Raw genomic sequence first — 23,015 nt, forward strand, 5'->3', positions numbered from 1 at the left:
GAGGGCATGACTGAGAACGGGCGCGCCGCCAGCCGGACGGCGGTGCTGGTCTGCCAGGGGCGGGCGGCGGCGAACGGCCGGGCCGGGACGGAGCGGTTCGCCGACCCGGTGGCGCTGGGGCTGCTGCACCCCGAGGAGCGGACGGTGGTCGAGCAGGTCCGCGCGGGCACCGCACCGGAGGGCTGGCAGGCCCGGACCGGCTACGAGAGCGTCCGGGCCTGCGCCGAGATCGCGGTGCCGCGCACGGTCGCCGTCGACGAAGCCGTCCGGGAGGCCCTCCAGGGCCGGGAGAACGGCCAACTCGTCATCCTGGGAGCCGGGTTGGACACCCGCGCCTGGCGGCTGGACGCCCTCGCGCAGGCCGAGGTGTGGGAGGTCGACCACCCCGCCTCGCAGCAGGACAAGCGCACCCGCCTGGCCGCCGCCGAAGCCGAACCCGTAGCCCGCGAGGTCCACTTCACCGCCGTCGACTTCGCCACCGACGACCTCGCCACCACCCTGGACGCCGCCGGGCACGACCCCGCCGCCCCCACCACCTGGCTGTGGGAGGGCGTCGTCCCCTACCTCACCCGGGAACAGGTCCGCGCCACCCTCGCCGCCCTCGCCGCGCGCAGCGCCCCCGGCAGCACGCTCGTCCTCAACTACCAGTCCCCGTCGGCGAAAGCGTCCGCCGGACGGCTGCTCACCCGGCTGCTCGGCAACTCCGTCACCGCCGGCGAACCCTGGCGCTCGCTGTGGAAACCGGACCGGATGGCCGCGCTGCTCGCCGAACACGGCCTGCGGGTCACCTCCGACCACGACCTGCTCACCCTCGCCCAGGACCTCGGCACCGCCACCCGCAGCCGCTCCTCGCTGCGCACCGGCCGGGTCGCGGTCGCGGTCACGGCGGGATCGGTGCACCTCAAGTAGGGCTGCGTGCACCGCAGTTCGCTAGCATGCGCACTCATGACACTGCATGGGGGAACCGGCGGAACCAGGTTCGACCTGGCCGGGAGCGGAGCCGAACCGCTGGCGGACGACGACCCGCGGACGATCGGGGAGATCCCGCTGCTGGGCCGGCTCGGGGCGGGCGGCATGGGCCGGGTCTACCTCGGCGTGGTCGAGGGGCGGTACGCGGCGGTCAAGCAGGTGCTGCCGCAGTTCATCGAAGACCCGGACTTCCAGCGGCACTTCGGGCACGAGCTCGACAACCTGGCACGCCTGCCGGCGGAAGCCACCGCCCCGCTGCTCGCGGCCGACCGGGACGCCCGCCCGCCGTGGCTGGCCACCGCCTACGTGCCCGGCCTCACCCTGGACCGGGTCCTCGCGGCCAACGGCGGTCCGCTGGACGAGGCCCGGCTGTGGCTGCTGCTGCGCGAGACGGCCTCCTGCCTGCGGGCCGTGCACGGCCTGGACATGATCCACCGCGACCTCAAGCCCTCCAACGTCATGCTCACCGCCCGCGGCGCCACCCTCATCGACTTCGGCATCGCCCGCGCCGCCGACCAGAGCCGCCTCACCCGCACCGGCATGGTGCTCGGCACCCCCTCCTACATGGCGCCCGAACAGGCCGACAACAGCGGCCGGTTCACCCCCGCCGTCGACGTCTTCGCGCTCGGCGCGCTGATCGCCTACGCCGCCACCGGACGCCCGCCCTTCGGCGAGGGCTCGGGCGTCGACATGCTCTACCGCATCATCCACACCGAGCCCGACCTCGCCGCGCTGCAGGACCTCGCCCCCGACCTCGCCGAGACCGTCGCGGCCTGCCTGGACAAGAACCCCGCCGGCCGCCCCACGGCCGGCCGCCTGGTCCAACTCGCCTCCCGGCGCGGCGCCGAGTACGAGGCCCCGGACGGTTCCGCGGGCGCGGCCGCGGCCGTGGCCGACTGGCCCGCGCCGGTGATGAGCGCGCTCCTGGCCCGGTCCGCCTTCGCCGAGCAACCCGCGCCCGCACCCGCGCCCGTCGCGCCCCTTCCGGCCGGACCGCCGACCAACGCCCTGCGGATCACCGGCCCGCAGGGGAAGCCCGAACGGGCCTGGTACCGAAGGCTCGTGCCGTTCGTCGTCCCCGTGGTCCTGGTCGCGGGGGCGACCACCGCCGTGCAACTGCTCCCGTACGACTCGCCCTCCAAGAAGAGCGAGGGCGCCGCGCAGCTCCCCGGCGCCACCGACCCGGCGGCCCCCGCCGGTACGCCGACCCCCGGCAGCCCCGCCCCCGCCGGCACCACACCCGATGCCGGGGCCTCCACCGGGCCGACCCCGGCTCCGGCTCCGGACCCGAACGCGAACGCGAACGGGAACGGGAGCGGTGGCGGGGGCTCGAACGCGACCCCCGGCGGTACGGGCAACGGCGGTGGCGGGGGCGGCAGTTCGACGGGCAGCACCGCCACCAAGAAGTCCGGCTCCACCCCCGCGACGACCGTCAAGCCGAACCCGACGCCCACCCCCACGCCGACGCCCGCGAAGTCGTACGGCCCCCGCTGCGTGTTCGCCGGCCAGACCAGCTGCAGCAGCGACGACCCCACCGTCGAAATGACCTACACCGGCGGCTGGACCGACTGCACGTTCACCTTCACCACCACCTGGGGCGACGGCAGCACCACCTACACCGACGTCTCCGGCGTCGGCTCCACGGACGTGCGCAAGACCTACGCCACCCACCGCTACGCGCACTCCGGCACCTACACGATCAACCTCCGGGCGGTCACCGACTCCGGTTTCTGCCTGGCCACCGGCGGCACCTTCACCTTCACCCTGACCGGCTGACCGGCTGACGGGTCGGTGGGCGCTCCGGACCAACGGCCGTCCGGAGCGACGCCTGCTCAGCTGCTGCCCCCTATCAGGCCCGGGCGCGGTGCGGTCCCCCTGCGGTGCCGGTTCCGTCCATTGTCGGGGCTGCCGGCGGTGGTCGTCGACTGCTAGGTTCGGCCGGGTCGGGTGCGGCGGTGGGGCCGTGCCGGGGGAGCGGGAGAGGGGGTGGGGGTGATGGTTGCCGGGAGCGGGTTCCGTCACGTCCCGAACCGGGTCGCCGACTGAGCGGGCTTCTGCCGCCGGCGGTCCGGGCCGCTTCACGAATCCGGAGTTCACCACCATCATGCAGAGCAGTACTTCCTCTCGTCCCCCGTCCCGTCCGCTGAGCCTGCTCGTGCTGGGCGGCACGCGTTTCGTCGGCCGCACCCTCGTCGAGGCCGCGGTGGCCGCGGGGCACCGGGTGACGCTGTTCAACCGCGGGCTGACGGCGCCCGCGCTCTTCGCCGACGCCGCGGGCGTCGAGACCGTGGTCGGTGACCGGACGGTCGACCTGTCCGCGCTCGACGGGCGGCGCTGGGACGCCGTGGTCGACGTGGCGGGCTACCACCCGGAGGTGGTGCGCCGTTCGGTGGCGGCGCTGGCCGGGCGGGTGGGCCGGTACGTCTTCGTCTCCTCGCTGTCGGTGCTGGCGGACCAGGCCACCGTGCAGGACGAGAGCGGCGAACTGCTCGATCTGGACGGCGAGTTGGCGCCGCACCAGCTCTACGGCGCGCGCAAGGCGGCCTGCGAGCGGATCGTGCTGGACGCCTGCGGGGAGCTGGCCTGTGTGGTCCGTCCCGGCATGATCGTCGGACCGTACGACTCGACCGACCGCTTCCCGTACTGGCCGCGGCGCTTCCAACGGGGCGGCCGGGTGCTGCTGCCGGGCGGGCCGGACGACGCCGCCCAGTTCATCGACGCCCGCGACCTGGCCGGGTGGGTCCTGGGCTGCGTCGAGCGGCAGCGCGCCGGCACCTACCACGTGACCGGGCGCACCCTGCCGTTCGGCGAGTTCTTCGCCGCCTGCCGGGCGGTGGTGAACCCGGCCGCGGAGCCGGTCTGGGTCGGCAGCGAGCGGCTGCTGCGGGCCGGGGTCGACCCGTGGATGGGCGTGCCGATGTGGATCGCCGGGCCCGAGTGCGCGGCGATCAACCGGGTGGACGTCTCCCGCGCGCTGGCCGCCGGGCTGACCTACCGTCCGCTCGCCGAGACCATCGCCGACACCCTGGCCTGGGACAACGCGCGCGGCGGCCCGGCCCCCGGCGCGGAGGGGCTCACGGCGGAGGCGGAGCGGCGGCTGCTGGACGAGCTGACCTGACCCGCCACTGAGCCGGGCGGGCCCGGGCCGAGGACGACGAGCGGCCCGGGCCCCGCCCGGCGCGTCCCGGGGTGCGGGGATGAGCGGTCGTCACGAACTGTTCCGGACCGTGGACCTGGCGCCGACGGCTTCCGGGGGCGGTGGTGCGCGACCGGGACGGGTTCGACCTGGTGGACGCCCGCTCGGGTGCTTCGGTGCTGCGCCACCTGGGGGTGAGCCCTTCGCCGGCCCGTCCCGGTCGCTCCGGTGCGGCACCGCCTGCTCGCTCCCCCCGGCAGCCCGGTACCCCGTCCGCCCTCGACCTGCGGCCGGCGGCCCGCCGACCTCGCCGCCGTCGATGTGGCGGGGTGAGGTCCGCGGGCGGTCGGGGGGTGGGGGAGAGGAGGCGTCAGACGCGGACGCCGGGTTCCTCGGGGAGGGTGCGCGGTTCGGCCGCCGCGGCGTCGTCGTGGCCGCGGCGTTCCAGCCGGGAGGCGATCGGCTCGGTCCAACGGGCGGCCAGCGGGCCGATGATGACGAGCAGCAGGACGTACGCGGTGGCCAACGGGCCGAGGGAGGGTTCGACGCCTGCGGTCACCGCGAGTCCGGCGATGACGATGGAGAACTCGCCGCGGGCGACCAGCGCGCCGCCGGCCCGCCAGCGGCCCTTCGCGGCGATGCCGGCCCGGCGGGCGGCCCAGTAGCCGGTGGCGATCTTGGTGAGGGCGGTGACCACGGCCAGCGCCAGGGCGGGCAGCAGCACCGGCGGGATGCTGGCGGGGTTGGTGTTCAGGCCGAAGAAGACGAAGAAGACGGCGGCGAACAGGTCGCGCAGCGGACTCAGCAGGGTGTGCGCGCCCTCCGCGGCCTCGCCGGACAGCGCGATGCCGACCAGGAACGCGCCGACGGCGGCCGAGACCTGGAGCTTCTGCGCGATGCCGGCCACCAGCAGGGTCAGGCCGAGCACCACTAGCAGCAGCTTCTCCGGGTCGTCGTGCGAGACGAAGCGCGAGATCAGCCGTCCGTACCGGAGCGCGACGAAGAGCACCAGGCCCGCGGTGGCCAGGGCGATGGCGAGGGTGACGCTGCCGACCAGCAGGCCGGCGCCGGCCAGCAGCGCGGTGAGGATCGGCAGGTAGACGGCCATCGCCAGGTCCTCCAGGACCAGGATGCTCAGGATCACCGGGGTCTCCCGGTTGCCGAGCCGCCCCAGGTCGCCGAGCACCTTGGCGATCACGCCGGAGGAGGAGATCCAGGTGACGCCCGCCAGTACGACGGCGGCGACCGGACCCCAGCCGAGCAGCAGGGCCATCGCCGCACCGGGCAGCGCGTTGAAGGCGAAGTCGACGAGCCCGGCCGGGTACTGGCTCTTCAGGTTGGTGACCAGGTCGGCCGCGGTGTACTCCAGCCCGAGCATCAGCAGCAGCAGGATCACGCCGATCTCGGCACCGGTGGCGACGAACTCCTCGCTGGCGCTGAGCGGTAGCAGGCCGCCGTGGCCGAACGCGAGGCCGCCGAGCAGGTAGAGCGGGATGGGGGAGAGACCGTACCGGGAACCTATGCGGCCGAGCAGCCCCAGGGTGAGGATGATCGCACCGAGTTCGATGAAGATCGTGGCGGTGTGCAAGCGTTCACCTTTTCTCTGTCAGGACGCCCCGGCCTGGCGGGCCGGACGGAGTGGATGCTTGACGCGTGGCCGCGGGGCGGCGGGCTGGTTTTCGGCGGTTCGGGCTCAGGTCGTCGCGGGTGGCTCTCGGTGGGTTCGTCGGGTGCATCTCCGGTGCTCCTGTCGTGGTGTCCGACGGCTGGTCAGCGGTCCTGTCCGGTGCGGACGTCCGGGTGCGCTGGGGTGTGCTCGGGCGTGCTGGGGCGTGCTGGGGCGTGCTCGGGTGTGCTGGGGCGTGCTCGGGTGGTGCGTGACGACGCGCCGGCGGTGCGTGCGGCGGGCGGGCCGGGCGGTGGGTCGGCCGCGGGTCACCCGCGGCGGGTTCCGGGGCCGGGGCGCGGGCCGCACCCCGCGGGTGCGGCCGGAATCCCCGCGGTTCGGTGCGGGGAGGAGGTCACTTTCGGCCGAGGATGGCGGCGGCGGCGTCCACGCCTTCGCGGGTGCCGATCAGGATCAGGGTGTCCCCGCCGGCCAGCCGGAAGTCCGGGGCGGGGGAGGGGACGGCCCCGGTGCGGCGCAGGACGGCGACCAGGGAGACCCCGGTGTCGGTGCGCATCCGGGTCTCGCCCAGGGGCCGCCCGTTCCAGTACGACGAGCCGGACAGTTCGACCCGTTCGGCGACCAGGCCGAGGCCGGAGGTGTGCAGGACGTTCGGGCTGTGGTGGGACGGGGTCAGCGCGTCCACCAGCGCGGCCGACTCACCCTCCGTCAGGTGCAGCGAGTGCGCGCAGGCGTCCGGGTCCTCGCGGCGGTAGGTGTTCAGGGTCCGGGTGCCGTCCCGGTGGGCGATCACCGAGACGTGCTGGCGCTCCCGGGTGGTCAGGTCGTACTGCACGCCGATGCCGGGCAGCGGGGTCGATTGCATGCGTGAGACGGGCACGGGGGATCCCTCCGGGGCGGCGGCAGGCGACGTGGTTGGCTCGTACCACCTTTTCAGAGAGGGGCCCACGGCCGAAAGGTCAATCGAAGGTAAAGACATCACCAAGCGGGTGACATTTCCCACGTCGGTGTGATCGCCCGCGCGGTCCGGGCGGGCGGCGGGCCCGCGGCCGGGGGGTGGTCGCGGGCCCGGTGCTGCAGGCAACTCACCTGTTCGGCAAGGAAGTTGAAGGCGCGTCCGGAGGGTCGGTCAGGCGCCGGCGAAGCCCCTGGACCGGGCGCGGCGGTGCCCGGCGGCAGGGCCGCCGACGGGGTGGGGGCGGGGGAGGACGGCCGCGGCGGCGACGGCCACGGGCTCGGGGAGGCGCTCGTGCCCGTACCGACGCCCGAGCCCGTTCCGGTGCCTGTTTCGGTGCGGGTGTCGCGGTCGCCGTGCCGGTGGGCGCGGGGTGGGTGGGGGTGGTGGGGTCGGCAGGCGCGGTGCGGTGCGGTGCGGCGGGTGGGGTCGGGCGGGGTCGGGGGCGTCCGGGTGGCGGGTGGTGTGCGGGCGCGGGGTGGTCCGGGCGAGGCCGGCCTCGGCGGCGGCTCCGGCGGGCGTCCCGGTGGTCAGCGCGGCCACCAGCGGGAGGAGCGGGACGGCACCGAGCAGGGCGCTCCGGCGGTCGGTGGTCCGGCGGTCGGTGGTCCGGCGGCCGACGCCCCGGCGGGTGGCGGGCCGGTTCACGGGTCCCCCCGGTGAAGGTACTTGGCCGATCGTCAGCCGGGCGGCGCGGACGCTGGCGTGCGGGAGCGGCGGGCCCTACCGTAGCCGCCCCGGGTTCCGGAGCCGGAACCCGACGGTCCGTCGGGCGCCCGGCCCGGCCCCGAGGGTGGGTCCGTGTCGCCCCGGAACCCCAGCTCGCCGCCCTTTTGGGAGAGCGCTCTCCGAGTCGGGTCCAACGAAATTGAGATGTCGTCGTCAGGGTCTCTACTTTTCTCTCGCCATGAACTAACCTGATGCGGCGGCGTTTCCCCCAGGTGAAGCCGAGGTTTCAAGTCGTCCCCACGTGCGACTTGACGCCCGGTGCTTCCTGCCCCGAGACTCCGCCCGGAGAGCGCTCTCCGTTGTTTTCCCACCCCACCCACCGCTCACAGCAGGAGGAGCCATGCGGCTCGCCCCTCCCCCTTCCGGTGCCCCCATGCGCCGGACGCCTGCCGTACTCGCCGCCGCGGCCTTGGTCGCGGGTGTCGTCACGATGATCCCGGGCTCCGCGCAGGCCGCGGACTCGCTGATCTCCCAGGGCAAGGCGGTCACCGCCTCGTCGACCGAGAACGGTGGTACCCCGGCCACCGCCGCCGTCGACGGCAACCTCGGCACCCGCTGGTCCTCCGCGGCCTCCGACCAGCAGTGGCTGCAGGTCGACCTCGGCTCCGCCTCCACCATCAGCAAGGTGCAGCTGAGCTGGGAGGCCGCCTACGGCAAGGCCTACCAGATCCAGACGTCGAACGACGGCACCACCTGGACGACGATCTACTCCACCACCACCGGCGCCGGCGGCACCGAGGTCCTGAACGTCAACGGCTCCGGCCGCTACGTCCGGATGAACGGCATCAGCCGCGCCACCGGCTACGGCTACTCCCTCTGGGAGTTCCAGGTCTTCGGCACCCTGGGCGGCACCCCCACCGGCACCCCCTCGGGCGGCACCAGCACCCCGCCCACCTCGGGCTGCTCCACCGACAACGCCGCGCAGGGCAAGACCGCCACCGCGTCCTCCACCGAGAACGGCGGCACCCCGGCGTCCTCCGCGGTCGACGGCAACACCGGCACCCGCTGGGCCTCGGCCGCCGCCGACCCGCAGTGGCTCCAGGTCGACCTCGGCTCGGTGCAGCAGCTGTGCAAGGTCGACCTCAAGTGGGAGGCCGCCTACGGCAAGGCGTACCAGATCCAGGCGTCCAACGACGGCACCACCTGGGCGACGATCTACTCCACCACCACCGGCGCCGGCGGCAACGAGACGCTGAACGTCTCCGGCTCCGGCCGCTACGTGCGGATGTACGGCACCCAGCGCGGCACCGGCTACGGCTACTCGCTGTGGGAGATGGGCGTCCACACCGGCAGCGGCGGCTCCACCACCCCGCCGGTGCAGGGCGGCGGCGACCTCGGCCCGAACGTGCTGGTCTTCGACCCGTCCACGCCGAACATCCAGGCCAAGGTCGACGCGGTCTTCGCCAAGCAGGAGTCGAACCAGTTCGGCAGCGACCGCTACGCGCTGCTGTTCAAGCCGGGCACGTACAACAACATCAACGCCCAGATCGGCTTCTACACCTCGATCGCGGGCCTGGGCCTGAACCCGGACGACACCACCTTCAACGGCGACGTCACCGTCGACGCGGGCTGGTTCAACGGCAACGCCACCCAGAATTTCTGGCGCTCCGCCGAGAACCTGCACCTCAAGCCGGTCAGCGGCACCGACCGCTGGGCCGTCTCGCAGGCCGCGCCGTTCCGCCGGATGCACGTCGAGGGCGGCCTCAACCTGGCCCCCGCCAGCTACGGCTGGGCCTCGGGCGGCTACATCGCCGACTCGAAGATCGACGGCCAGGTCGGCAACTACTCGCAGCAGCAGTGGTACACCCGCGACAGCTCCATCGGCGGGTTCTCCAACGGCGTGTGGAACCAGACCTTCTCCGGCGTCCAGGGCGCCCCCGCCCAGGGCTTCCCGAACCCGCCGTACACCACGCTCGACACCACGCCGACCTCGCAGGAGAAGCCGTTCCTGTACCTGGACGGCAACGACTACAAGGTGTTCGTGCCCGCCAAGCGCACCAACGCCCGCGGCGTCTCCTGGGGCAGCGGCACCCCGCAGGGCACCTCGCTGCCGCTCAGCCAGTTCTACGTGGTGAAGGACGGCGCGACCGCCGCCGGCATCAACCAGGCGCTGGCCCAGGGCCTCAACCTGCTCTTCACCCCCGGCGTCTACCACGTCGACCAGAGCATCAACATCACCCGCCCGGACACCGTGGTGCTCGGCCTCGGCCTCGCCACCGTCATCCCGGACAACGGCGTGACCGCGATCAAGGTCGCCGACGTCGACGGCGTCAAGGTCTCCGGCCTGCTGCTGGACGCCGGCACCACCAACTCCCAGGCCCTGCTCCAGGTCGGCAACGACACCCCGGGCGCCAACCACGCGGCCGACCCGATCGTCATCCAGGACGTCTTCGTCCGGGTGGGCGGCGTCACCGCCGGCAAGGCCACCAACGGCATGCTGATCAACAGCAACAACACCATCGTCGACCACACCTGGATCTGGCGCGCCGACCACGGCGCGGGCGTCGGCTGGGAGAGCAACCGCTCCGACTACGGCTTCGTCGTGAACGGCAACGACGTCCTGGCCACCGGCCTGTTCGTCGAGCACTTCAACAAGTACAACGTGTGGTGGAAGGGCAACGGCGGCAAGACGATCTTCTTCCAGAACGAGATCGCCTACGACGCCCCCAACCAGGCCGCGATCCAGAACGGCACCACCAAGGGCTACGCCGCCTACAAGGTCGAGAACAACGTCACCACCCACGAGGGCTGGGGCCTGGGCAGCTACTGCTACTTCAACGTCGACCCGACCATCGTGGTGGACCACGGCTTCGAGGTCCCGGACACCGCGGGCGTCAAGCTGCACGACGTCCTGGTCAACTCGCTCGGCGGCAACGGCCAGTTCCTGCACGTGGTCAACAACACCGGCGCCGGCACCTCGGGCACCGGGACCGTCCCCTCGAACCTGGTCTCCTACCCGTAACGGCAGGCAGTCCGGGCAGCGCCCGGCAGCCGGGGAGCACCTGACACCCCGGCAGCCGGACAGTACCTGACACACAGCGGCGGCCACCCTCCCCGGGCCGGGGGGCGGTGGTCGCCGCCGTGTGTCATTCCGCGGTCGGGTCAGCGCTCCGCCGGGTCAGCGCTCCGCCGGGTCAGCGCTCCGCGACGTCCGCACCGGCCAGCGCCAACTCCCGGCCCCGCCAGCGGCGGCGCAGCCAGCGGTCGTGCCCCGCCAGCACCACCGCGCCCGGGCCGCCGGCGCCGATCGCCTCCTCCAACTCGTCGCACAGCAGCGGCGAGAGGTGGTTGGTCGGCTCGTCCAGCAGCAGCAACCGGGGCGGGCGGGCGACCAGCAGGGCCAGCGCCAGGCGGCGGCGCTGGCCCACCGACAGGGCGCCCACCGGGCGGTCCAGGTCGGCCGCCGCCAGCAGGCCGAGCGCCGACAGCGGTACCCGCTCCGCCGTCTCCGGGCCCAGCGCCAGCCGGTAGGTGTCCCGGGCGGTGCGCTCCGGACGGGCGAACGCGGTGTCCTGGGTGAGCAGGCCCACCGTCAGGCCCGGCCGCCGCCGCACCCCGCCCGCCGCCGCCAGCCGCCCGGCCAGCACCGCCAGCAGCGTCGACTTGCCCGTCCCGTTGCCGCCGGTCACCAACAACCGGTCCCCGTCCGCGAGTTCCAGCGTGGTCGGGGCCAGCCGGCCCGGGACCCGCACCTCGTGCAGCGCGACCAGCGGGCCGGGGGACGGGGTGGCCCCGGGGGCCGTTCCCGAGACCGGGTCCGGGGCCGGGGCCCTTCCCGAATCCGAGACCGGAGTCGTTCCCGGGTCCGAGGCCGGAGTCGTTCCCGGACCCGGGACCGTGGCCGTTCCCGGACCCGGCTCGGCGGCGGGCGGCTCGGCGGCGGGCGGGGTGAAACGGAGCGGGACGGGCGGCTCGGCGACCCGGGTGCGCTCCAGCTCCGCCAGCCGGCGGGACGCGTCGCGCACCCGCCGGGACACCTGCTGCTGCACCCGGCCCGCCCGGTGGCCGTACCCCATCTTCTCGTTGTCGGTGCGCCCCCGGTCCGGCGCCACCCGGTGCGCGGTCACCCCCGCCGAGTGCCGCAGCCGCTCCGCCTCCTGCTGCTCCTCGGCCCACCGGCGCTCCCAGCGCTCCCGGGCGGCCCGCTTCGCGGACAGGTAGGCCAGGTAGCCGCCGCCGAAGCGGACCGGGCCGTCCGCGGCCGGGTCCAGGTCGACCAGGTCGGTGCAGACCGCCTCCAGGAACGCCCGGTCGTGGCTGGCCACTACCACCGCGCCCGGCAGGGACAGCAGTTGGGCCTCCAGGAAGGCGGCCGCGGCGTCGTCCAGGTGGTTGGTCGGCTCGTCCAGCAGCACCGCCGCGGGGCGGCGCACCAGCAGCGCGGCCAGCGCCAGCCGGCCGCGCTGGCCGCCGGAGAGCGAACCGAGGGTGCGCTCCGGGGCGAGCGCGGACAGGCCGAGGCCCTCCAGGGCCAGGGCGGCCCGGCGGTCGGCGTCCCAGGCGTCGCGGGCCTCGGCCTGCTCCAGGAGCTGCCCGTACTGCGCCAACAGGTCGGGCAGGGACGGGTGCTGGTCCGGGAGGGCGGCCAACTCGGCTCCCAGGCGCTCCAGTTCGGCCAGGTCGGTGCGGGCCTCGCGCAGCGCGTCGGCCAGCACCGAGGCGAGCGTGGCGTCCGCCTCGAACGGCAACTCCTGGTGCAGGAAGCCCAGATCGGCGGGCCGGGTGACGCTCCCGGCGTCCGGCTCGTCCACCCCGGCCAGCACCCGCAGCAGCGTCGACTTGCCGCAGCCGTTCTCGCCGATCAGGCCGATCCGGCGGCCGGGCGCGGCGGTCAGCGACAGCCCGTCCAGCACCCGGCGGCCGCCCAGGACGCGCACCACGTCCTGGGCGATCAGCGCCGTCACGCCGCCACCTCCGTCAACTGCCCGTCCGCCAGCAGCAGTCGGCGCTGCACCCCGATGCCCTCCAGGAACCGCTCGTCGTGGCTGACTACCACGAACGCGCCCCGGTAGGCGTTCAGCGCGCTCTCCAACTGGCCCACGCCCACCAGGTCCAGGTTGTTGGTCGGCTCGTCCAGCAGCAGCAGGTGCGGCGCGGGCTCCGCGCACAGCACGCACGCCAGCGTGGCCCGCAGCCGCTCGCCGCCGGACAGCACCCGCACCGGCAGGTGCGCGCCCGCGCCCCGGAACAGGAACCGGGCCAGCAGGTTCATCCGCTCCGCCTCCGGTCGCTCCGGCGCGAAGCGGGCGAAGTTCTCCGCCACCGACAGCCCGTCGTCCAGCAGGTCCAGCCGCTGCGACAGGTACGCCACCCGGCCCTCGCCGTGCCGCAACTCCCCTCCGATCAACGGTAGTTCGCCGCTGATCAGGCGCAGCAGGGTGCTCTTCCCGGCGCCGTTCGCGCCGGTCAGCGCGATCCGCTCCGGCCCCCGCACGATCAGGTCCACCCCGGCGGGCCCGAACACCGGCACGCCGCCCGGCTCGGCCCGCAGGCCCTCGCCGTGCAGCAGCGTCCGCCCCGCCGGGACGAGGGTGTCCGGCAGTTCCAGGCTCAGCCGCTGCTCCTCGCGCACCGCCCGCCCCGCCTCGTCCAGCCGGGCCCGCGCCTCGTCCACCCGCGCCGCGTGCACCTGGCCGGAGCGGCCCGCCGACTCCTGCGCGCCGCGCTTCATGGTGCCCGCGAAGATCTTCGGCAGGCCGGCGCTCTTCAGGTTCCGCGCCGCGTTGCTCGCCCGCCGGTCGGCCCGCTCCCGGGCCTGCTGCAACTCGCGCTTCTCCCGCTTCAGTTGCTGCTCGGCACTGCGGACGTTGCGCTCGGCGACCTCCCGCTCGGCCTGCACCGCCTCCTGGTACGCGGTGAAGTCACCCCCGTACAGCCGCAGTTCGCCGCCGTCCAGCTCGGCGATCCGCTCCATCCGGTCCAGTAGCGCGCGGTCGTGGCTGACCAGCAGCAGCGAGCCGTGGAAGTCGGCGAGCACCTCGTACAGCCGGTGCCGGGCCGCCACGTCCAGGTTGTTGGTCGGCTCGTCCAGCAGCAACACGTCCGGGCGGCGCAGCAGTTGGGCGGCCAGGCCGAGCGAGACCACCTGGCCGCCGCTGAGCGTGCCCAGCCGGCGGTCCAGCGCCAGGGCGCCCAGGCCGAGGCGGTCGAGCTGGGCGCGGGTGCGCTCCTCGACGTCCCAGTCGTCGCCGATCACCGCGAAGTGCTCCTCGGCGACGTCCCCCGACTCGACGGCGTCCAGCGCCCGGATCACGGCGTCGACGCCGAGCACCTCGGCGACGGTCAGCCCCGCCGTCAGCGGGAGGTCCTGCGGCAGGTGGCCGAGCGTGCCGGAGACCGTCAACGACCCGGCGGTGGGCCTCAGTTCACCGGCGATCAACCGCAGCAGGGTGGACTTGCCGGAGCCGTTCGGCGCGACCAGGCCGGTGCGGCCCGGCGGCAGGCTGAACGACAGGTCGTGGAAGACCGGAGTGTCGTCCGGCCAGGAGAAGGACAGGTGGGAACAGACGACGGCGACGTCGGACACGGCGGGACCTCGAAGAGTGCGAGGGGGCAGCGGGGCGTGGTGAACTGCCGCCGCCCGGGCGGGAAGTGGAGGGGAAAAAGGGGACGACGAAACGGACCACTCCGGCAGCGCTCCTGTGCGCCGGCCCGGTGGCCGTCAGAACCGGGTCTCACCCGGAGATGTCGTCGTCACCCGCCACAGCTGTCCCTCTTTCGCACCTCGCGCGCGCACCTGCTGCGCCGCTCCGGACCCTCCGACTCTAACAGGCCGCCCGACCGGACCACTGGACGCACCAGCGGGGCGGGTGCGCGCCGAAGGGCCGGGCACCGCGCCCCGTGCAGGGGGGAAGGGCGCGGTGCCCGACGGACACCCTGCCGGTCCGGGTGGGGGTGCCGGGGTGGGGCCCGGACCGGCAGGGCCGGAGGCGGACGGACGGTGGGGGCCGCCCGTCCGCCGGGTTCAGGTGACGCGGTCGGCCGGGGCGAGCGGCTGCCGGGCCCCGGCTGGGGCGAGCGGCCGCCCGCCCGCCGCGGCGGACCCGGAGCCGGACGGGAGCGGCGGCGCACCGACCGGCTGCGCCTGCTCCTGGGGCCGGGCCGTCGACGGCGCCGGCGGGGTCGGCCCCGGGTGCGGCGGGGGTCCGGTGCGGTAGGCGACCAGGACGGTGCCGACCGTCACCAGCACCGAGGCCACCAGGTACCACCAGCGGTGCCGCCGGGACCTCGACCCCGGCCCCGCGCCGGACCGGCGGTGTCCTCGTGCCATCCTGGGCCTTCCCTCCGGTCTCCTCCGGGCGCGCGTGCGGCGCTCCTGCGGGTGCGTCACCTCGGAGACCCCGCCGGACCCGCCGGATAACAGAAATCTCACCGCGGACCGAAAAAAATCCGCGGCCGGGGAATTTCTGTTGGCGGGCGCACCCGCGGACGGTCTCCGAGGACGGAGAACGCCGCCGCACCCCACGTAGAGGAACGCACCCATGCCGCACACCAGACGCAGTGGACCCGATGCCGGGACGGTCACGGCGGCGCGCGCCGGCGACCGGCGGGCGCTCGAACACCTGGTGGCCGAGAGCCTCCCGCTGGTCTACAACATCGTCGGCCGGGCGCTGAACGGCCACGCCGACACCGACGACGTCGTACAGGAGACGCTGTTGCGCATGGTCCGAGGGCTGTCCGACCTGCGGGACCCCACCGCCTTCCGGTCCTGGCTGGTGGCCATCGCCGTCCGGCAGGTGCGCACCCGCCAGCAGGACCGGGCCGCCGCCCTCGACCGGTCCGCCCGGCTGGAGGACGCCGAGGCGATACCCGACCCCGCACTGGACTTCGCGGGCCTGACCATCCTGCGCCTGGGCCTGACCGAACAGCGCCGCGAGATCGCCGAGGCCACCCGCTGGCTCGACCCCGACGACCGCGAACTGCTCGCCCTGTGGTGGCTCAAGGAGACCGGCGAACTCGACCAGGCCGAACTGGTCTCCGCGCTCGGCCTCAGCTCCGGCCACGCCGCCGTCCGCACCGGCCGGATGAAGAAGCAGCTCGAAACCTCCCGGCTGGTGGTCCGCGCCCTGGCCGCCGACCCGCGCTGCCCCGGACTGGACGCGGCCGCCGCGGGCTGGGACGGCGCACCCACCCCGCTGTGGCGCAAGCGCCTGGCCCGGCACCTGCGCGACTGCGAACGCTGCTCCGGCGCCCAGCGCGGTCTGCTGCCCGCCGAGCGGCTGCTCTACGGCCTGCCGCTGCTGGCCGTCCCGCCGACCCTCGACCCGGCCCGGATCCTCGGCGCGCTGGGCTCCGCCACCCCGGGCGGGGGAGCGGACGGGGGAGCGGACGGGAGGCCGGGCGGGGCACCGTCCACCGACGCCTCCGGCACCGGAACCCCCTCCGGCGGGCGCCGGGCCGGCCGGCGCTCCGGCCACCGGCGGCCGCGCACCGGCCTGCCCCGGCCGGTGCTCGGCGGCGCGGCGGTGGCGCTGGTGGCGGTGGCCGTCCTGGTCGGGGCCGAGCTGACGCCCGGTCGGCACGACGACCCGTCCACCGCCACCGTCGCCGCCCCGTCCGCCGCCGTCGCCGCCCCGCCCACGGTCGCCGGCGCGGCGGCCCCGGCGCTCCCGGACAGCCCCTCGCCCTCGCCGTCCGCCCCGGAGTCCCCGTCCCCGTCCGTCTCCGCCGCCACCCCTTCCACCCCCGCGCCGTCCGCCGCCGCCACCTCCGCCAAGCCCGCCGCCGGTGCGGCCGCGCCGCAGGCCGGGATCGCCGGCTCCGCGCGCAAGGGCGTCGGCGTGTGGTCCTTCGACGGGGTGAGCCAGGCGCTCGCCGCCTCCGGGGCCGGCTGGTACTACACCTGGGCGCCCCAGCACCCCGGCATCGAGACGCCCGCCTCGGCGTCCTTCGTCCCGATGATCTGGGGCGCGGCCTCCGTCACCGACGGCGCGCTCGCCCAGGCCCGCGCCAACGGCCCCTACCTGCTCGGGTTCAACGAGCCTGACATGGCCGCGCAGTCCAACATGACGGTCGACCAGGCGCTCGACCTGTGGCCGAAGCTGATGCAGGCCGGGCAGACGCTCGGCAGCCCGGCGGTGGCGTACGGGGCGGACACCGCCGGCGGCTGGCTGGACCGCTTCATGACCGGCGCCGCCGCCAAGGGCTACCGGGTCGACTTCATCACGCTGCACTGGTACGGCGGCGACTTCCGCACCCCGCAGGCCGTCCAGCAGCTGACCTCCTACCTGGAGGCCGTGCACCAGCGCTACCACAAGCCGATCTGGCTCACCGAGTACGCCCTGATCGACTTCTCCCAGGGCACCCGCTTCCCGACCGCCGACCAGCAGGCCGCCTTCGTCACCGCCTCCACCGCGGCCCTCGACGCGCTGCCCTACCTCCAGCGCTACGCCTGGTTCGGCCTCGGCGCGGACCCGGCGAAGCCCAGCAGCGGCCTGTTCACGAACGGCACCACCGCGACCGCCGCCGGACGCGCCTACCAGGCCGCCCGCTGACCGGCCGGAACACCGACCGCCGGGCACCGCATGCGGCGCCCGGCGGTCGATCGGCGATCGATCGGCAGCGGCTCAACAGCTCAGCGGCTCAGCGGCTCAGCGGCTCAGTGGCCCAACGGCCCAACGGCCCAACGGCTCAGCGCGGCCGGGGCGCGGAAGCCGCCGAGCCGCTCCTCCAGCAGTTCGGCCAGCCGCAGCGGGGTGCGGTCCTCGTACATCGGGCCGATCAGCTGGACGCCGACCGGGAGGCCCTCGGCGGAGAGGCCGGTGGGGACGGCGGTGGCGGGCAGGCCCGGCATGGTGGCCAGGCCGGCCCAGGCCAGCTGGTCGAAGTAGGGGAAAGTGGTGCCGTCGACGGTCATCCGGCGGCCCAGCAGGTCGGGGTCCTGCTGGTGCGGGAAGGCGGCGGTGGGGGTGATCGGGGCGACGACGGCGTCGAACTCGGCGAAGAACTCCCGCCAGCCGCGCCGGTGCAGTTCGCGGCGGTGGTCGGCGGCCAGCCAGTCGCGGTGGCTGAGCATCGAGCCGCGCAGCCGGGCGGCCCCCAGGCTGTGGTCGTCCTCGCTCAACTGCTCGGCGAGCCGCCGCACTTGCTCGTACTGCGCCGGGGGGAAGTTGGCGGCGAGGGCGGAGAACATCAGCAGCGGGTAGATCTGGGCGCCGTCGGCGAGGTCGGGCAGCAGCGGGCTGTGCCGCTCGACCCGGGCGCCGCCGTCGGCGAGCGCGTCGGCGACCCGGGCGATGCCCGCGCGGACGTCGGCGCCGGTCGGGAGCAGCGGGTGCTCGTCCAGCACCAGCACCCGGAAGCCGTCCAGCCGGTCGTGGCGGGCGGGCGGCAGCACGGTGGCGTGGGCCAGGCCGAGGGTCAGCGGGTCGGGGCCGGTCATCACGTCGAACAGCAGCGCCAGGTCGCCGGCCGAGCGGGCCATCGGGCCGACCACGGCGAGGTCGATGTCGGCGGGCAGCGCGGGGGCGTGCGGCGGCACCATGCCGCGGGTCGGCAGCAGGTGCAGGGTCGGCTTGTGCGCGTACACGCCGCAGAAGTGGGCGGGGGTGCGCAGCGAGCCGGCGATGTCGGTGCCCAGCGACAGCGGGCCGTAGCCGGCGGCCAGCGCGGCCGCCGACCCGCCGGAGGAGCCGCCGCTGGTGCGGCCGTGGTCCCACGGGTTGTTGGTGGTGCCGTGGATCTCGTTGTAGGTCTGGATGTCCCGCAGCCCCAGCGGCACGTTGGTCTTGCCGAGCACCACCGCGCCGGCCGCCTTCACCCGGGCCACCTGCAGCGCGTCCTCGTCCGGCACGTGGTCCCGGAACTGCGGCATCCCCCAGGTGGTCGGCAGCCCGGCGACGTTGTACGACTCCTTGACGGTCAGCGGGATCCCCAGCAGCGGCCGCCGCTCGCCGCGCGTCAACGCCCGGTCGGCCTCCCGGGCGGCCGACCGGGCCCGCTCGAAGTCCGGTGCGCAGACCGCGTTGAGCGCCCCGTCCTCCTGCTCGATCCGGGCGATCGCGCCCTCGGTCAGTTCCACCGAGGTGACGTCCCCGGCGTGCAGGGCCGCGGTGAGTTCCCGGGCCGTGGCGTAGGTCCATTTCTCCATGGACGGGACGGTACGTGAGCTCGGTCGGGGGCACGAAATACCTTTCCGAGCAAGCGGGTTGAGCGATCTTCCGCCAGATCATGACGGCCGGTCAGCCGCTGCTGCGGCGATCGACGGCGCGCTGACGGCGCGCTGCCGGTGATCTGCCGGCGATCTGACGGCGGGTGCCGGGACCGTTGTCACCGAGGCCGGGACGCACCGGCGGGAGAGGCGGAGGAACCATGGACGTGAAGCCGGGCGCGACGCTGGACGAGGTGCCGGACGCGGCGTCGGACGAGGTGCTGGACGAGTCGCTCGTCGCGCGGATGCGGGAGTACCTGGCCGCGGGCACGGCGATGGACCTGCCGACCCTGGAGGCGCTGTACGACGAGGAGTTCGAGAACCTGCGGATCGACGAGGCCGGCCAGGTGGTGCGGCTGACCAAGGCGCACTTCATGGCGCGCTTCCGCGGCCTGGCCGCGCAGGGGCAGCGCATCGGCGAGGACACCCGGGACGTCCGCTTCCTGGCCACCACCCGGCACGGCGACCAGGGCACCGTGGTGATGTACCGCTGCGAGCAGGGCGTCCCGGCCCGCTACACCTTCGTCTGGCGCTGGGCGGACGGCCACTGGGCCACCGTGCTGCGGGAGTTCAGCTTCGAACGGGACGTCAGCGGGCTGAAGCGGATGATGGCCGAAGCCGCCGCCCGGGGCTGACGCCCGCCGCCCGCAGCGGCCCCCTCACGGACTCACAGGCTGGTCTGGCCCTTGCGCAGCGGCAGCAGCCGCTCCTGCGGGCCGTTCCCGTCCTCCCAGCGCAGCCGCACGGTGAAGCGGCGCTCGCCGCGGTGCACGGTCCCGACGGGCAGCCAGGGCAGCGGGTAGCGGCCGTCGCGGTCGATCCGGGCCAGTGGGAACTCGTCCGGCGCGAGGTCGGCGAGCTGCACCGGATCCCCGTCCGCGGCGGCGAGTTCGACCCGCACGGCGGTCGCGGGCGCGGGCCCCCGGTTCCACACCACCAGGTGGTACCCGGCCTCCCGGACCGTCTCGTCCGGCAGTTTCACCTTCGCGAACTCCGCCGTCCGGTGGAAGTACGCGGTGACCTCGGCCGCCCGCTCCTGCCGGCCCCGGAGGCGGTGCTGCCGGTACGCGGTGACGGCCGACAGCAGCAGCGCGGCCAGCGCTATCACGGTGCCCAACCAGGCGTTCACGGTGCTCGGTCCCCCTCGCCGACGCCGCCGCCCGGCGGACCCGGGCGGCTGGCCCGCCCAGCCTAGTGCCGGGTCAGGCGGCCTCTGCCGGGAGTCGCGGCGGGCGAAGGTTGCCTGACCCGGCACTTGGGCCTTCCCGTTCCGGGCCGGTGCGGTCAGCCGTTCTTGAGGCCCTCGGCGTCGAGGTCCGGGAGCAGGCGGTCCATCCAGCGCGGGGTCCACCAGGCGGCGGGGCCGAGCAGGGTCATCGCGGAGGGGACCATCAGCAGCCGGACCACGGTGGCGTCGATCAGGACGCTGACGGCCAGGCCCAGGCCCATCATCTTGATCACCACGTTGTCGCTGACGATGAACGCGGCGAACACGCTGACCATGATCAGGGCCGCGCAGCCGATCACCCGGGCGGTGGTCTCCAGGGCGTGCGCGACCGCGCCGCGGCTGTCGCCGGTGCGGCGCCAGCGCTCGTGGACCCGGGAGAGCAGGAACACCTCGTAGTCCATGCTCAGGCCGAAGACGATCGCGAACATCATCATCGGGACGTAGCTCTCGATCGGCACCTTGCCCGACACGCCCAGCGCCGGCCCGCCCCAGCCCCATTGGAAGACCGCGACCAGCACCCCGTACGAGGCGGCGATCGACACCAGGTTCAGCACGGCGGCCTTCAGCGCGACCAGCGGGGCCCGGAACACCAGCAGGATGATCAGGAAGGCCAGCGCCACCACCACCGCGATGATCAGCAGCAGCCGGCTCGCCACCAGGTCCAGGAAGTCGACCTGGGCGGCGGTGGTGCCGGTGACGTAGGTGGCCGCGGCGGTGCCCGCGACCGCGCCCGGCAGCACCTCCTCGACGAGGTGGCCGACCAGGTCGGTGGTCCGCCGGTCCTGCGGGGCCTGCGCGGGCGTGACGGTGGTGAACAGCACGTCGCCGTCCGAACTGGTCTGCAGCGGCGGCACGTCACTCACCGCGTCCGGCACGCCGGTCAGCGCCTGCTGGACGGCGGAGGCCAGCGCCGGACGGTCGGCGGCGGGCACCGCGGTCTGGTCGACCACCGCCGTCAGCGGGCCGTTGGAGCCCGGACCGAACGCCGCCGACATCAGGTCGAAGGCCCGCCGGTCGGTGAACGAGGTGGGGTCCGCGCCGTCCCCGATGTGCCCGAGCTGGATCGACGGCAGCGGCACCGCCAGCACCAGCACCGTCACCAGGCCCACCGCCAGGTACCGCCACGGGCGGTGCTCGACCCGCCGGGCGTACCGGTGCCACACGCCGGTCGGCTCGACGCCCTCGGGCTCCCCGCCGCCCTCCGCCACGGGCGGGCGGACGGTGAAGCGGTCCATCCGGCGGCCGACCAGGCCCAGCAGCGCGGGCAGCAGCGTCAGCGCGCCGCACACCGCCGTCACCACCGTGACGCCCGCCGCCAGCCCCAGCTTGGCCATGAACGAGATGCCCGACACCGACAGGCCCGCCAGCGCGATCACCACCGTGCAGCCGGAGATCAGCACCGCCCGGCCGCTGGTCGCCACCGCGTGCCCGGCCGCCGCGACCGGGTCCGCGCCGTCGATCAGGCCCTGCCGGTGCCGGGTCAGCAGGAACAGCGCGTAGTCGATGCCCACCCCCAGCCCGATCATCGTCGCCAGCGTCGGCGCCACCGTCGCGAAGGTGGTCAGCGCCGCCAGCAGGCCCAGCAGCCCCAGGCCCACCACCACCGCCAGCAGCGCGCTGACCAGCGGCAGCCCCGCCGCGATCACGCTGCCGAAGCCGAGCAGCAGCACCACGACCGCGACCCCGAACCCGATCAGCTCGCTGACCCGGTCGCTCGGCGCCGGCCGCGCCAACTCGCCCAGCGGGCCCCCGTACTCGACCTGCACGCCGGCCTGGCGCAGCGGCGCCACCGCCGCGTCCACCTGGTCCAGGTAGTCGTCGCCGAACGTCGCCAGCACCCCGTCGAAGCGCACCGTGACGTACGCCGTCAGCCCGTCCGCGGACAGCGGCCCGCCCGGCTGCGGGGCCTGGCCCGGCGGCGGCAGCGGGTCCTGCGCCGACAGCACGTGCGGCAGGTGCTGCAGCGACGTCACCGCCTGGTCCACCTGCGACTGGAACTGCGTCAGCGGCTGCCCGTCGTGCAGCACCACCTGCGCGCTCGTCCCGCCGATCGCCGGCTCGTGCGCGGCCAGCACGTTCGCGCCGTCCTGCGCCTGGGAGCCCGGCAGCGAGAAGTCGTCCGAGTAGCCGCCGCCCACCGCGTGGTTCGCGACCTGCACCCCCGCCAGCACCAGCAGCCAGCCCACCAGCACCAGCACCGGCCGCCGGGCGCACCACGCGCCCAGCCGCCACAGCAGGCCGCGGCCCCGCTCCGGCACGGACCCTGACACGGTGTCGGACGAGGACATCGACCCTCCCGGGGACGCGGTGTCACCCGCACCCGGTGACCGGACTCCGAACGGTAGCCACGCCCCCGCCGCCCGCCCCGGCCACCCGGCCCGCGACACGGCCGAACCCACCCGTACGCCGCCACCGGCCCGGCCCGGGCGGGGCGGGGCGGTCGCGGCGTACGGGTGGGCGCCGGGTGGGTGCCGGGGGCGGTCAGCCGCCGAGGCCGAGCCCGAGGCCGCCGGCGACGGTGACCTCCTGGCCGGTGACGTAGCGGGCGGCGTCCGAGGCGAGGAACGCGACGACCTCGGCCACCTCCCCGCCCGTCGCGAACCGCTGGAACGGGATGCCCGCGCTCATGGCCGCCCGCGCCTCGGCCGGAACACCGAGCTTGTCGTAGAGCGGGGTCTCGGTCGATCCGGGGCTGACGGCGTTGACGCGGATCCCCCGGGGCGCCAGTTCGAGCGCGAGCGACGGCAGCATCGCCAGCAGCGCCCCGCGCGTCGCCGCGACCACGGTGGCGCCCGGCGCTCCCCGGTCGGCCCCGACGATCCCCACGGTCAGGACGATCGAGCCGCCGTCGGTCAGCAGCGGCAGCGCCTTCTGCAGGGTGAAGTACTGGCCCTTGAAGTTGACGTCGACCGCCTCGTCGAAGGCATCCTCGGTCACCTCGGAGACCGGCGCGGGCCGGAAGACGCCCGCGTTGAGGAACAGCAGGTCCAGCGAGCCGAAGTGCTCGCGGACCGACTCGATCAGGGCGTCGGTGTCCGCCGTGACGCGGGCGTCGGCGCGGACGACGAGCACCTCCGGCGGCAGTTCGCGCCGGGCCCGCGCGATCGACTCGGGGTTCCGGCCGGTGACCGCGACGCGGTACCCGCGCTCGTGCAGCAGTTCGGCGGTGGCTCGGCCGATGCCGCTGGTGCCGCCGGTGATGAGGGCAGTGGGCATGGGGAC

15 protein-coding genes are annotated in these 23,015 nt (G+C 74.8%); 6 read left to right on the top strand and 9 right to left on the bottom strand.

Features of this window, described 5'->3' with window-relative positions; all coding sequences use genetic code 11:
* Positions 1 to 6: 6 nt before the first annotated feature.
* The 3 genes from ACWEO5_RS05120 (at position 7) to ACWEO5_RS05130 (ending at position 4,087) form a co-directional block, all read left to right on the top strand.
* The gene (locus tag ACWEO5_RS05120; RefSeq protein ID WP_452160259.1) at positions 7 to 909 is read left to right on the top strand and encodes a class I SAM-dependent methyltransferase; all 903 of its coding nucleotides are present in this window, start codon (positions 7 to 9) and stop codon (positions 907 to 909) included.
* Positions 910 to 945: 36 nt separating this feature from the next.
* Positions 946 to 2,745 carry a protein kinase domain-containing protein gene (locus ACWEO5_RS05125; RefSeq protein ID WP_452160261.1) on the top strand — a complete coding sequence of 600 codons (1,800 nt, stop codon included), beginning with the start codon at positions 946 to 948 and terminating at the stop codon, positions 2,743 to 2,745.
* Positions 2,746 to 3,073: 328 nt separating this feature from the next.
* Positions 3,074 to 4,087, top strand: coding sequence for an NAD-dependent epimerase/dehydratase family protein (locus ACWEO5_RS05130; RefSeq protein ID WP_452160263.1), 1,014 nt, complete (start codon positions 3,074 to 3,076; stop codon positions 4,085 to 4,087).
* Between the two features lie 388 nt (positions 4,088 to 4,475).
* Here ACWEO5_RS05130 and ACWEO5_RS05135 read toward each other — a convergent pair whose 3' ends face one another.
* Both ACWEO5_RS05135 and ACWEO5_RS05140 read right to left on the bottom strand, forming a co-directional pair.
* Positions 4,476 to 5,693 carry a cation:proton antiporter gene (locus ACWEO5_RS05135; protein ID WP_452160265.1) on the bottom strand — a complete coding sequence of 406 codons (1,218 nt, stop codon included), beginning with the start codon at positions 5,691 to 5,693 and terminating at the stop codon, positions 4,476 to 4,478.
* Between the two features lie 433 nt (positions 5,694 to 6,126).
* Positions 6,127 to 6,597 carry a cation:proton antiporter regulatory subunit gene (locus ACWEO5_RS05140; RefSeq protein ID WP_452160267.1) on the bottom strand — a complete coding sequence of 157 codons (471 nt, stop codon included), beginning with the start codon at positions 6,595 to 6,597 and terminating at the stop codon, positions 6,127 to 6,129.
* Between the two features lie 1,192 nt (positions 6,598 to 7,789).
* On the opposite strand from ACWEO5_RS05140, the gene ACWEO5_RS05145 reads away from it, so the two are divergent.
* A complete protein-coding gene (locus ACWEO5_RS05145; protein WP_452160269.1) occupies positions 7,790 to 10,378 on the top strand; it encodes a discoidin domain-containing protein in 2,589 nt (862 codons plus the stop codon).
* Between the two features lie 172 nt (positions 10,379 to 10,550).
* Here the strand turns inward: ACWEO5_RS05145 and ACWEO5_RS05150 are convergent, their stop codons facing one another.
* The 3 genes from ACWEO5_RS05150 to ACWEO5_RS05160 all read right to left on the bottom strand — a co-directional run bounded on the left by ACWEO5_RS05150 (position 10,551) and on the right by ACWEO5_RS05160 (position 14,686).
* A complete protein-coding gene (locus ACWEO5_RS05150; protein WP_452160271.1) occupies positions 10,551 to 12,320 on the bottom strand; it encodes an ABC-F family ATP-binding cassette domain-containing protein in 1,770 nt (589 codons plus the stop codon).
* Positions 12,317 to 13,942, bottom strand: a complete 1,626-nt coding sequence (locus ACWEO5_RS05155) for an ABC-F family ATP-binding cassette domain-containing protein (RefSeq protein ID WP_452160273.1) — start codon at positions 13,940 to 13,942, stop codon at positions 12,317 to 12,319. The genes ACWEO5_RS05150 and ACWEO5_RS05155 overlap by 4 nt, the downstream gene beginning before the upstream one ends.
* A 438-nt stretch (positions 13,943 to 14,380) precedes the next feature.
* A complete protein-coding gene (locus ACWEO5_RS05160; protein WP_452160275.1) occupies positions 14,381 to 14,686 on the bottom strand; it encodes a hypothetical protein in 306 nt (101 codons plus the stop codon).
* A 211-nt stretch (positions 14,687 to 14,897) separates the two neighbouring features.
* On the opposite strand from ACWEO5_RS05160, the gene ACWEO5_RS05165 reads away from it, so the two are divergent.
* Positions 14,898 to 16,910, top strand: coding sequence for a sigma-70 family RNA polymerase sigma factor (locus ACWEO5_RS05165; protein ID WP_452160277.1), 2,013 nt, complete (start codon positions 14,898 to 14,900; stop codon positions 16,908 to 16,910).
* Between the two features lie 104 nt (positions 16,911 to 17,014).
* Here ACWEO5_RS05165 and ACWEO5_RS05170 read toward each other — a convergent pair whose 3' ends face one another.
* Positions 17,015 to 18,505: an amidase gene (locus ACWEO5_RS05170; RefSeq protein ID WP_452160279.1), complete on the bottom strand. Its 1,491-nt coding sequence runs from the start codon at positions 18,503 to 18,505 to the stop codon at positions 17,015 to 17,017.
* Between the two features lie 221 nt (positions 18,506 to 18,726).
* On the opposite strand from ACWEO5_RS05170, the gene ACWEO5_RS05175 reads away from it, so the two are divergent.
* The gene (locus ACWEO5_RS05175) at positions 18,727 to 19,200 is read left to right on the top strand and encodes a nuclear transport factor 2 family protein (RefSeq protein WP_452160281.1); all 474 of its coding nucleotides are present in this window, start codon (positions 18,727 to 18,729) and stop codon (positions 19,198 to 19,200) included.
* A 32-nt stretch (positions 19,201 to 19,232) separates the two neighbouring features.
* Here ACWEO5_RS05175 and ACWEO5_RS05180 read toward each other — a convergent pair whose 3' ends face one another.
* The 3 genes from ACWEO5_RS05180 to ACWEO5_RS05190 all read right to left on the bottom strand — a co-directional run bounded on the left by ACWEO5_RS05180 (position 19,233) and on the right by ACWEO5_RS05190 (position 23,009).
* Positions 19,233 to 19,694 carry a hypothetical protein gene (locus ACWEO5_RS05180; protein WP_452160283.1) on the bottom strand — a complete coding sequence of 154 codons (462 nt, stop codon included), beginning with the start codon at positions 19,692 to 19,694 and terminating at the stop codon, positions 19,233 to 19,235.
* Positions 19,695 to 19,849: 155 nt separating this feature from the next.
* Positions 19,850 to 22,081 (bottom strand): MMPL family transporter, encoded by a 2,232-nt coding sequence (locus ACWEO5_RS05185; protein ID WP_452160284.1) that lies wholly within the window; start codon positions 22,079 to 22,081, stop codon positions 19,850 to 19,852.
* Positions 22,082 to 22,274: 193 nt separating this feature from the next.
* Positions 22,275 to 23,009: an SDR family oxidoreductase gene (locus ACWEO5_RS05190; RefSeq protein ID WP_452160286.1), complete on the bottom strand. Its 735-nt coding sequence runs from the start codon at positions 23,007 to 23,009 to the stop codon at positions 22,275 to 22,277.
* Between the last annotated feature and the right edge of the window lie 6 nt (positions 23,010 to 23,015).

The sequence above is a fragment of the Kitasatospora sp. NPDC004272 genome (assembly GCF_053603035.1).

Bases quoted from the DNA above. Each gene is read 5' to 3' on its own strand.
- ACWEO5_RS05130 (WP_452160263.1), top strand. From the start codon at position 3,074: ATGCAGAGCAGTACTTCCTCTCGTCCCCCGTCCCGTCCGCTGAGCCTG.
- ACWEO5_RS05125 (WP_452160261.1), top strand. From the start codon at position 946: ATGACACTGCATGGGGGAACCGGCGGAACCAGGTTCGACCTGGCCGGG.
- ACWEO5_RS05185 (WP_452160284.1), bottom strand. From the start codon at position 22,081: ATGTCCTCGTCCGACACCGTGTCAGGGTCCGTGCCGGAGCGGGGCCGC.
- ACWEO5_RS05175 (WP_452160281.1), top strand. From the start codon at position 18,727: ATGGACGTGAAGCCGGGCGCGACGCTGGACGAGGTGCCGGACGCGGCG.
- ACWEO5_RS05160 (WP_452160275.1), bottom strand. From the start codon at position 14,686: ATGGCACGAGGACACCGCCGGTCCGGCGCGGGGCCGGGGTCGAGGTCC.
- ACWEO5_RS05170 (WP_452160279.1), bottom strand. From the start codon at position 18,505: ATGGAGAAATGGACCTACGCCACGGCCCGGGAACTCACCGCGGCCCTG.
- ACWEO5_RS05120 (WP_452160259.1), top strand. From the start codon at position 7: ATGACTGAGAACGGGCGCGCCGCCAGCCGGACGGCGGTGCTGGTCTGC.
- ACWEO5_RS05190 (WP_452160286.1), bottom strand. From the start codon at position 23,009: ATGCCCACTGCCCTCATCACCGGCGGCACCAGCGGCATCGGCCGAGCC.
- ACWEO5_RS05165 (WP_452160277.1), top strand. From the start codon at position 14,898: ATGCCGCACACCAGACGCAGTGGACCCGATGCCGGGACGGTCACGGCG.
- ACWEO5_RS05140 (WP_452160267.1), bottom strand. From the start codon at position 6,597: ATGCAATCGACCCCGCTGCCCGGCATCGGCGTGCAGTACGACCTGACC.
- ACWEO5_RS05145 (WP_452160269.1), top strand. From the start codon at position 7,790: ATGCGCCGGACGCCTGCCGTACTCGCCGCCGCGGCCTTGGTCGCGGGT.